The 8,595-nt window shown below is 47.8% G+C and carries 8 protein-coding genes; 5 read left to right on the top strand and 3 right to left on the bottom strand.

The features are described 5' to 3' along the window. Nucleotides 1-233: 233 nt before the first annotated feature. Together XMG59_RS09025 and XMG59_RS09020 are read right to left on the bottom strand one after the other, a co-directional pair. A complete protein-coding gene (locus XMG59_RS09025; RefSeq protein WP_173498568.1) occupies nucleotides 234-440 on the bottom strand; it encodes a hypothetical protein in 207 nt (68 codons plus the stop codon). An 86-nt stretch (nucleotides 441-526) separates the two neighbouring features. Then, a complete protein-coding gene (locus XMG59_RS09020) occupies nucleotides 527-1,393 on the bottom strand; it encodes a ChaN family lipoprotein (protein WP_173498567.1) in 867 nt (288 codons plus the stop codon). Between the two features lie 146 nt (nucleotides 1,394-1,539). Here XMG59_RS09020 and parC point away from each other — a divergent pair, with 146 nt between their 5' ends. Continuing rightward, nucleotides 1,540-3,780, top strand: a complete 2,241-nt coding sequence (gene parC, locus XMG59_RS09015) for a DNA topoisomerase IV subunit A (RefSeq protein ID WP_371731451.1) — start codon at nucleotides 1,540-1,542, stop codon at nucleotides 3,778-3,780. Nucleotides 3,781-3,853: 73 nt separating this feature from the next. Here parC and XMG59_RS09010 read toward each other — a convergent pair whose 3' ends face one another. After that, nucleotides 3,854-5,674: a hypothetical protein gene (locus XMG59_RS09010; RefSeq protein ID WP_173498566.1), complete on the bottom strand. Its 1,821-nt coding sequence runs from the start codon at nucleotides 5,672-5,674 to the stop codon at nucleotides 3,854-3,856. A 201-nt stretch (nucleotides 5,675-5,875) separates the two neighbouring features. Here XMG59_RS09010 and XMG59_RS09005 point away from each other — a divergent pair, with 201 nt between their 5' ends. From XMG59_RS09005 to rlmH, 4 genes are read left to right on the top strand one after another with little or no spacing between them, the layout of a single operon-like run. Next, nucleotides 5,876-7,129, top strand: coding sequence for a glutamate-5-semialdehyde dehydrogenase (locus XMG59_RS09005; RefSeq protein ID WP_173495637.1), 1,254 nt, complete (start codon nucleotides 5,876-5,878; stop codon nucleotides 7,127-7,129). Beyond that, nucleotides 7,129-7,782, top strand: a complete 654-nt coding sequence (gene nadD / locus XMG59_RS09000) for a nicotinate-nucleotide adenylyltransferase (protein ID WP_173498565.1) — start codon at nucleotides 7,129-7,131, stop codon at nucleotides 7,780-7,782. The genes XMG59_RS09005 and nadD overlap by 1 nt, the downstream gene beginning before the upstream one ends. Before the next feature lie 10 nt (nucleotides 7,783-7,792). Continuing rightward, nucleotides 7,793-8,122: a ribosome silencing factor gene (gene rsfS, locus XMG59_RS08995; protein WP_173482044.1), complete on the top strand. Its 330-nt coding sequence runs from the start codon at nucleotides 7,793-7,795 to the stop codon at nucleotides 8,120-8,122. A gap of 5 nt (nucleotides 8,123-8,127) precedes the next feature. After that, on the top strand, nucleotides 8,128-8,595 hold the full coding sequence (rlmH, locus tag XMG59_RS08990) for a 23S rRNA (pseudouridine(1915)-N(3))-methyltransferase RlmH (RefSeq protein ID WP_173482032.1): 468 nt from the start codon (nucleotides 8,128-8,130) through the stop codon (nucleotides 8,593-8,595).

Here is an 8,595-nt window from a genome sequence, read left to right as displayed (position 1 = left end):
CAGTCGTGAAACGCGTCATCGCCGATGGTAGTGTGGGGTTTCCCCATGTGAGAGTAGGTCATTGCCAGGCACCTAATAAACAAAGAACCCCAGTACCGAAAGGTCCTGGGGTTTTTTGTTTTTTGGTAGCAAGGAGACTTCTGAGCGAATGCCCATGTGACAACCCATGCCCCAACGGGGCGGGGTTGAGGCGCTGCAAGCGTCGCGAAGCGATGACGAGCAACGCTCGGCACCTATTGTAGGTCATTGAGAGCTTCGTAAAGGATCTCTGCCAAATCCATCGCGGCCTTTGCAAGACCGCTCCAACGGTTCAGAATCTCTGCCAACGTCAATAGCGGATGACAGGCTGAAGGCCAGTCACCGTAGCTTCGTAGTGAGTTAAGCACACCAGTGACAGGCTGAAGGCCAGTCACCGCAGCTTCGTAGCGAGTTAAGCACACCAGTGACTGGCTTTAGCCTGTCACCTGCTCTCTAATTACGCGCCCAACCTTCACGGCCTTTACAAGACCGCTCCAACAGCTAACTACTACCCTTCAATCTGCGAACAGTGATCCCTCTGCTCCACTTTCGGTGTGAATATCACATAATCAGCTATCGCTTCATCCTGATAACTGTCCGGTACTATTTCAAAGGGGTCCTGGCTTTCCCCAAAGGATAGCATCATAATCGATAAGCTGTTCAGCTCATTATGAAAGGGGACGCCGGCATCTTTTCTGACATGCATGTTGCCTGCAATGTATAGATCGACTTTATCGGTGCTGTTCTCTTTAAGTACTCTGCCCATCTGTCGATCACGGGCTATTTGAACTCTTAACATGTTGCCCAGTTGTGATTTGGGTAGCTTGCCGCAGTGGCTTTCATAGAGTATGTCGAGCATAAAGTTTTTGTAGTGTTCGTTAGGATGATCTATTGATTCATCCATGTAGGCTTGCATCTGTTGTTGTCGAGTTAGGTCTGTGCTGAGTACTCTGTTTGCTTTCGTTAAAGCTAAGTTCACGGGTGATTCATACCACTCCCAAGGCCAGCCTTTTTGCCAGTTGAGTTGTTCTGGATTCGACGGCTCCCCTAATGCGCTGTCTAGTGCACTCTGTTGATCTGTATTCGCCATTTCAAAGGCAACATTACCGAGTATCTTCTTTTGGGACAGTAGCTCTAGTATCTCTGTTTGAAGTTCGTGATGAATATCCGTTTCATGATTTTCACCCAACAATATCCAATCTATCTCACTCATTTGATCCAGTAATTGCTGTTGAGTTATGAAACGCTGGTTTGCGTTATCCCATATTTTTCCAACAATGGGATTATTACTTTTTATATCAGTTTGCCACTCAGCTGCTGATACGGCTGATATGCCAAATAGAATTGAAATAGAAACAGCTTTTAACAGGTTCATCTTGTCCGTGTCTTTTTGTTGATACTCGTTTTCACTCTACGCATTTGATCCTATCTTGGTGCTTTTCAGATGCAAGCGCGTGTCTATGGTGGCATACTCGTAAACAACTGTTTTTGTAAATGCTAACCCGTCTGGGAACACTATTTGTGGAAAATCTGATCGATGAAGGGGTCGAAACCCTTCCTTTAAAGACCTTTACAGAGAAAGCCTACTTAGATTACTCAATGTACGTCATTCTTGACCGTGCATTGCCTCATCTAGGCGATGGTATGAAGCCAGTACAACGCCGTATTGTTTATGCAATGTCTGAGCTTGGACTAAAGGCGAGCGCCAAATTTAAAAAGTCAGCACGTACGGTAGGTGACGTTTTAGGTAAGTTTCATCCGCACGGTGATTCGGCCTGTTATGAGGCTATGGTGCTTATGGCACAGCCTTTCAGTTATCGCTATCCACTTGTAGATGGTCAAGGCAACTGGGGTTCTGCTGACGACCCTAAATCTTTCGCAGCAATGCGATACACTGAAGCGCGACTCTCTAAATATGCCGAGGTGTTGTTAAAAGAGTTAGGTCAAGGAACGGTTGAATGGGTACCTAACTTTGATGGCACGATGGATGAGCCTGAGGTTCTGCCAGCGCGTCTACCTAACGTACTCTTGAATGGTTCTACGGGTATCGCCGTTGGTATGGCGACTGATATTCTTCCCCATAACCTTCGCGAAGTCGCTCGGGCTTGTACTTATCTGCTCGACAATCCTGATGCCAGTGTTGCGCGTCTTTGTCAGAAAGTAAAAGGCCCTGATTTCCCAACCGCTGCTGAGATCATTACACCGACGGCTGATCTTAAAAAGATCTATGAGACCGGTCGTGGTTCTGTAAAAGCACGTGCTATTTATGAAATTGAGGATGGTGACGTTGTCATTACGGCTCTTCCATATCAGGTATCTGGTGCTAAGGTGCTTGAGCAGATTGCAGCTCAAATGCAGCAGAAAAAATTGCCAATGGTTAGCGATTTGCGTGATGAGTCAGACCATGAGAATCCGACTCGGTTCGTGATTGTGCCACGCTCAAATCGTATCGATATTGAGCAGTTGATGGCTCACCTGTTTGCAACCACCGATCTAGAGCGAAGCTACCGAGTTAACTTCAACATGATCGGCATTGACGGCCGTCCACAGGTTAAAGATCTTCGTCAGATCTTAACGGAGTGGCTTACTTGGCGTACCCAGGTTGTTCGACGCCGTCTCGAATTCCGTTTGCAGAAAGTATTAGATCGACTGCATATCCTCGATGGTTTGATCATTGCTTATCTTAATATCGATGAAGTGATCGCAATCATCCGCAACGAGGATGAGCCTAAAACGGTTATGATGGAGCGCTTCGGTCTAACGGATGTCCAAGCTAACGCCATCCTCGATCTCAAACTTCGTCATTTGGCGAAACTGGAAGAGTTTCAGATCCGTGCAGAGCAGTCTGAGTTAGATGAAGAGCGTAAAAAACTTGAATCTATTCTTGGTTCTGATGAGTTGATGCGTAATCTCATTAAAGAGGAGATTGAACAAGCTGCTGAAGAGTTTGGCGATGATCGCCGCTCTCCTCTGGTTGAGCGTGAAGAGTCTCAAGCGTTCAGTGATAAAGATCTGCTTACCTCTGATCCTGTTACCGTCGTCCTCTCTAAACAGGGGTGGATCCGTGCTGCTAAAGGGCATGACATTGATCCGGCTACTCTGAATTACAAAGCGAGTGATGGTTATAAACTCTCGATTGCTGGACGCATGAACCAGCCGACGATCCTGCTAGACAGTATGGGGCGCAGTTATACATTAGAGACTCATAACCTGCCTTCAGCTCGGGGGCAAGGCGAGCCTGTTACCGGTAGCATTAGTCTGCAAAAGGGTGCTTCGATAGAGGCACTAACCGCGGGTAAAGAGAGTGATAAGGTTCTTCTCTCTTCAGATGCTGGTTATGGCTTTGTCACGTCGATAGGTGATATGACCAGTAAGACGAAAAACGGTAAAGCGGTACTGACGCTACCCAAAGGGGCCAATATCGTAGCGCCTGCTTCCATTTCTGATAGCGAAAATGGTTTGATCGCTGCCGTAACTTCTGAAGGGCGTCTACTGGTGTTCCCAGTCTCTGAGCTGCCTGTATTGGGACGAGGTAAAGGTAATAAGATCATTAACATCCCGTCGGCAAGGGCTCAAGCTCGTGAAGAGTTGATGGTTGCTGTGGCTGTTCTTAATGAAGATCAGGAACTTCTGGTTCATGCGGGTAAGCAGTACCTAAAAATGACCAAAGCCGATCTAGAACACTACCGTGGAGAGCGCGGTCGTCGAGGCAATAAACTGCCAAGGGGCTATCAGCGAGTGAGCCATCTATCGGTAGAGTAATGACTACCTAAATATCAAAAGGGAGCCACTGGCTCCCTTTTTTGTTGAATCAATAATGTGCGGTTTATGCAGATTACTGTGCGGCCTGCTGTGCCAGTTTTGCCAGAAGATAACGCCCCTGTTTTTCTAACAGATCTTGATAGCTTTTACTCAACGATAGGATCAGCACCTTGTCCTCATCTTCGCGTTTGATCTCAGCGGTTGATAGAACACCGCTTTTTAGATCGGGTGCCTCTGAGAGTGCTGTATGGCTAATCAATCGATCTGTTTTGGTTGAGCGAGTTAAGAAGCGGGCTTCGTCGGCCATTCTATCCTGACGACCCTGTTGACCTCTTACAATTGCGGTGTGGACGTTCAGTATCGGCTCCTGCTGATCTGAACGACTTCTATTGTACGAACGGGCAAGTTGGGCAAATAGCATGGCTGCACAAGCCGCATTAACGCCATGCTCGTCATCCTCGCTGGCATTATCAAACTGAATCAGTATGTCTTCGCCAAGTGCGGAGACCTCGCCTTCGTAAATATTGGCAACGGAGTTCGCCAGTGTTCGGTAAGTGCGTTTGATCTGTAACTGCTCTTCATTGGAGATCAGCGCCGAGTGGGGGCTGGTAAAGTCGATCAGGACAACGTAGGCCGCTTCACTGGCTGGTGTTAACAGATCAAGCTCCTGTTCAATGGTGTATAGATCGAGCTGTTCTTCATTGATGATAGGCAGTTTGCGCGCCAGTTTCTTCACGGGCTCTTGGCGCTCTGGCGTTGTATCAAACATCAACGTTTCAAAGCTGGGCTCTTCACGCTCTTGTTCGGGCTCTTTTGATAGAGGCTTGAAGGGCGGTACGCTCGGTTCGCGTCTCTCTGGTTTTAGAAGTTCAACCAGATCGATCTCATCCTTATCGGTCTCATCTATCTGCATTTTGACGATTGGCGGTTCAATGTTGGTAGGTTCATTGGTCTCTACCACTGTCTCATTTTCGCTAGGTTCCCAAGGCGGAATGTCTGCCTCATCAGTGTTTGGCTCGTGAACTTCTTCAAAGTTAGGTTCGCTAGGCTCATCTGAAGTGCTGTTTTCAACAATCGGGTCATCGTACGCGGATCCGAAATTGCCTATGTCATCGTAATCTACTTCAGTGTCCACTTCAGTCTCAATAGTCGATTCAATCTCTGTCTCCGCCTCGGATCCAAGGTGGTTATCTAGGGAGTTGAACTCAGTGTCCTGTTCTTGATAGTCTAGCTCTGGTTCTTGTTCGATTAGCGCTTCTGCCTCTACATCGTCTTCATAAACTTCTTCATCGCTGTCGTCGATTGTTTCCTGAGCTTCCGTTGAGTCTGTGATTTGATCATCAAAATGTTGCTCAATCTGTTCAATATAAGCCACTTCCTCTTCAAGAAGTTTGCTCTGACGACGATAGATAAACAGTGATAACAGAAATGCGATAATGGCGCCGCTGCTGATCAGTCCCGTTTGGTAATTGAGTTGTTGCTGAACGGGAGTCGGGTCAATCCACACCTCTAACTGAGCAATGGTTTCGTTATTTGGGGCGATGGATTTGGCTGTGTGGACACCCTCCTGCTTTCCAGCTGCAGCTAATCGCATAGTCTGGCTATCGGTGATTTGAATGCCTGCTACGAAGGGGTCGTCTGCAATCTGGTTGGTGACAAAGTTAAGGCTGACCAAATCCTTAGAGAGAATCAGAGGGGCAACCAGCATGGAGGCGCTGTTACTCCAAATTTTGGCCTGTTTTAGTGCTTCGTTTTCTGCGGCATTTTTGGCCAACAGATAGGAGCCAACCAAGGTCGAAGAGAAGAGCAAAATCAGAGCGATGGCTGCAGCAAAGGCAGGGCGCTGGTACCAACGTAGGTAACCTTTGTATTGTTCGCCGTCTTGTTCAAGCATGCCTTTGTTTCCAGTACACAAAATAAGAGTTTCATAATACCAGTCTGTCTTCGACCGATCGACCAGTTGGTTCCTAAAATTTGTAACTATTTCATAGGCATTAAAAGCAATTTTTGCTGGCGTAATTTCTTGTTATTGGTGGGTTCTTTATCGCTCTCACGCTATACTAGACTTCTCAATAAATTGATCGGTAAAGACCTGATGAATGTAGCGGATTACATGCAGACGCTTGGTGCGAATGCGCGCGAAGCTTCACGTGTCGTAGCACGTGCTAATACAGAACAGAAAAACAGTGCATTGCTTGCAATGGCTGAACTTATTGATGCCGATCGTGATGCGATCACTCAAGCTAACCAGAAAGACCTTGAGGCTGGAAAGGCTCGTGGGCTTGATGATGCGATGCTGGATCGTCTAGCGCTAACTCCAGAGCGTATCGATGGCATGATCGAGGGTCTTCGTCAGGTTGCCGCTCTACCAGACCCTGTCGGTGATGTATCCGACATGCGTTTTCTGCCATCCGGAATTCAGCTAGGTAAGATGCGTGTTCCTCTAGGCGTAATAGGCATCATCTATGAGTCACGCCCGAATGTCACAATGGAAGCCGCCAGTCTCTGTCTAAAGTCGGGTAACGCTACGATTCTTCGCGGTGGTTCTGAGGCAATTCACTCTAATCAGGCGATTGCTAAATCGATTATGGCGGGCCTAAAACAGGCTGGTTTGCCTGAAACGGCTGTCCAGGTGGTGGAAACCACGGATCGTGAAGCCGTTGGTCAGTTGATTACTATGCCAGAGTTTGTGGATGTTATCGTGCCTCGTGGCGGTAAGGGGTTGATCGAGCGTATCTCGAACGATGCGCGCGTGCCTGTTATTAAACACCTCGACGGTATTTGTCATGTCTATATTGATGCAGAGGCTGACCTAGCTAAGGCTATCAATATTGCCATCAATGCCAAGACTCATCGCTACGGTACTTGTAACACCATGGAGACACTGCTGGTGCATGAATCGGTTGCTAATGAGGTTCTTAAAGAGCTAGCTGAGGCCTACGCTGAGGCGGGTGTAGAACTTCGTGGATGTGACAAGACATGTGCCATTATTCAAGCCAATGCAGCGACTGAAGAGGATTGGGCGACTGAGTACTTGGCGCCGATACTTTCAATCAAAATTGTTGAGGGTATAGATCGTGCAATTGAGCACATCAATCACTACGGCTCTCACCATACCGACGCGATCATTACTGAAAACTACACGCTGTCGCGTCAATTTTTGCGTGAGGTCGACTCCAGCTCTGTCATGATCAACGCCTCTACTCGATTTGCCGATGGCTTTGAATACGGCCTAGGTGCTGAAATCGGTATATCTACGGATAAGATTCACGCTCGTGGGCCGGTCGGTCTAGAGGGGCTGACGTCTCAGAAATACATTGTTTACGGAGAAGGGCAGGTTCGTAAGTAATGCAGAAACCTCCTCTGGTTCTTTTTGGTGGTACCTTTGATCCTATTCACTATGGACATCTCAGAACTGCGCTAGAACTTCAGGAGGTGCTCAACGTGCCTCACATTAATCTGGTCCCAACCGGTGAGCCAGTCCATAAAGCATCAACCGGCGGCTCTGCCGTGCAGCGGTTTGAGATGGTTCGGTTAGCGGTAGAATCGGAGCCTGCACTGGTTGCTGATGATTGTGAATTGATCAGTGATGAGCCTTGCTACACCATCAACACGTTGATGAAAAAACGTGCCGAAGTGGGTGAGGATTTGCCGATTATATTAGTGATGGGGATGGACTCTCTGCTGGGCATTAAGAGTTGGTCCCATTGGCAGCAGTTAACGGATTTCGGTCACTTGTTGATCGTTGCTCGACCCGGTTATGAACCTGAGTTTGATTCAGAGCTTCAGTGCTTTGTTGATCAGCATAAGGTTGAGGATTTAGAAGCGTTAAGCCTTCGTCCTTCAGGTCATCTGGTGATGCATCAGTTGACTCCGATGAATGTCTCTGCGACCCAGGTTAGAAAGATTATTAAGCGGGGCTCAAACCCTAGATTTTTAATTCCAGACGGCGTTTGGAATTTTATTAGAAATGAGCGTCTCTATGACGCCAATGAAAGGTAATTTAATTTACATGCAAGATGATCAATTGATCGCCCTAGTGCAAGATGCGCTTGAGGGAATGAAAGCAAAAGATATCAACCTAATCGATGTTCGTGGCCGCTCTACCGTCACTGACTACATGATGGTTGCAAGTGGTACATCTAAGCGTCAAGTAGCAGCCGCTGCTCAAGAGGTGATCGACAAGGTGAAAGAGCAGGGTCTTTTGCCTATGGGTATTGAAGGTCAAACGGTTGGTGACTGGGTATTGGTCGATCTTGGTAGCATCATTGTGCACGTGATGATGCCAGATGCTCGTGATTTCTATGACATTGAACGCCTCTGGTCAGTAGGCGACGCCTAAGCCTTATGCGCATACGATTGCTTGCAGTCGGCACTAAGATGCCAAAATGGGTCACGGACGGCTACCAAGAGTACTGCAAGCGTCTTCCCTCTGATTTTCAGCTAGAACTGGTTGAATTACAGCCTGGCCATCGTGGCAAAGGGGCTGATATCCAACGGGCTATGCGCTCTGAAGGTGACGCCATGTTGGCGGCCATCCCAAAAGGGGATCGAGTGATCGCTCTCTGTGTTGATGGCAAGAACTGGTCGACCGAGAAGCTTGCTGAACAGGCTGAAAACTGGCGGATGGAAGGAAATAATATAACGCTTTTGGTGGGTGGTCCCGATGGTCTTGATCCAAGATGCATCGCCGCTGCCGATCAAAAGTGGTCGCTATCAGCGCTGACTTTACCGCACCCGCTGGTTCGCATTATTCTTGCTGAGCAGATATATCGAGCTTGGACCTTACTTCAAGGTCATCCCTACCATAAGTGA

Source organism: Marinobacterium sp. xm-g-59, from assembly GCF_013283315.1.
Classification (GTDB): Bacteria; Pseudomonadota; Gammaproteobacteria; order Pseudomonadales; family Balneatricaceae; genus Marinobacterium_E.
The sequence above is the reverse complement of the archived record's forward strand: the minus strand, read 5'-3'. Positions and strand labels throughout refer to the sequence as shown.

Excerpts from the sequence above, each read along its gene's own strand:
- XMG59_RS09020 (WP_173498567.1), bottom strand. The coding sequence starts at position 1,393 with ATGAACCTGTTAAAAGCTGTTTCTATTTCAATTCTATTTGGCATATCA.
- XMG59_RS09010 (WP_173498566.1), bottom strand. The coding sequence starts at position 5,674 with ATGCTTGAACAAGACGGCGAACAATACAAAGGTTACCTACGTTGGTAC.
- XMG59_RS09005 (WP_173495637.1), top strand. The coding sequence starts at position 5,876 with ATGAATGTAGCGGATTACATGCAGACGCTTGGTGCGAATGCGCGCGAA.
- nadD (WP_173498565.1), top strand. The coding sequence starts at position 7,129 with ATGCAGAAACCTCCTCTGGTTCTTTTTGGTGGTACCTTTGATCCTATT.
- rsfS (WP_173482044.1), top strand. The coding sequence starts at position 7,793 with ATGCAAGATGATCAATTGATCGCCCTAGTGCAAGATGCGCTTGAGGGA.
- rlmH (WP_173482032.1), top strand. The coding sequence starts at position 8,128 with ATGCGCATACGATTGCTTGCAGTCGGCACTAAGATGCCAAAATGGGTC.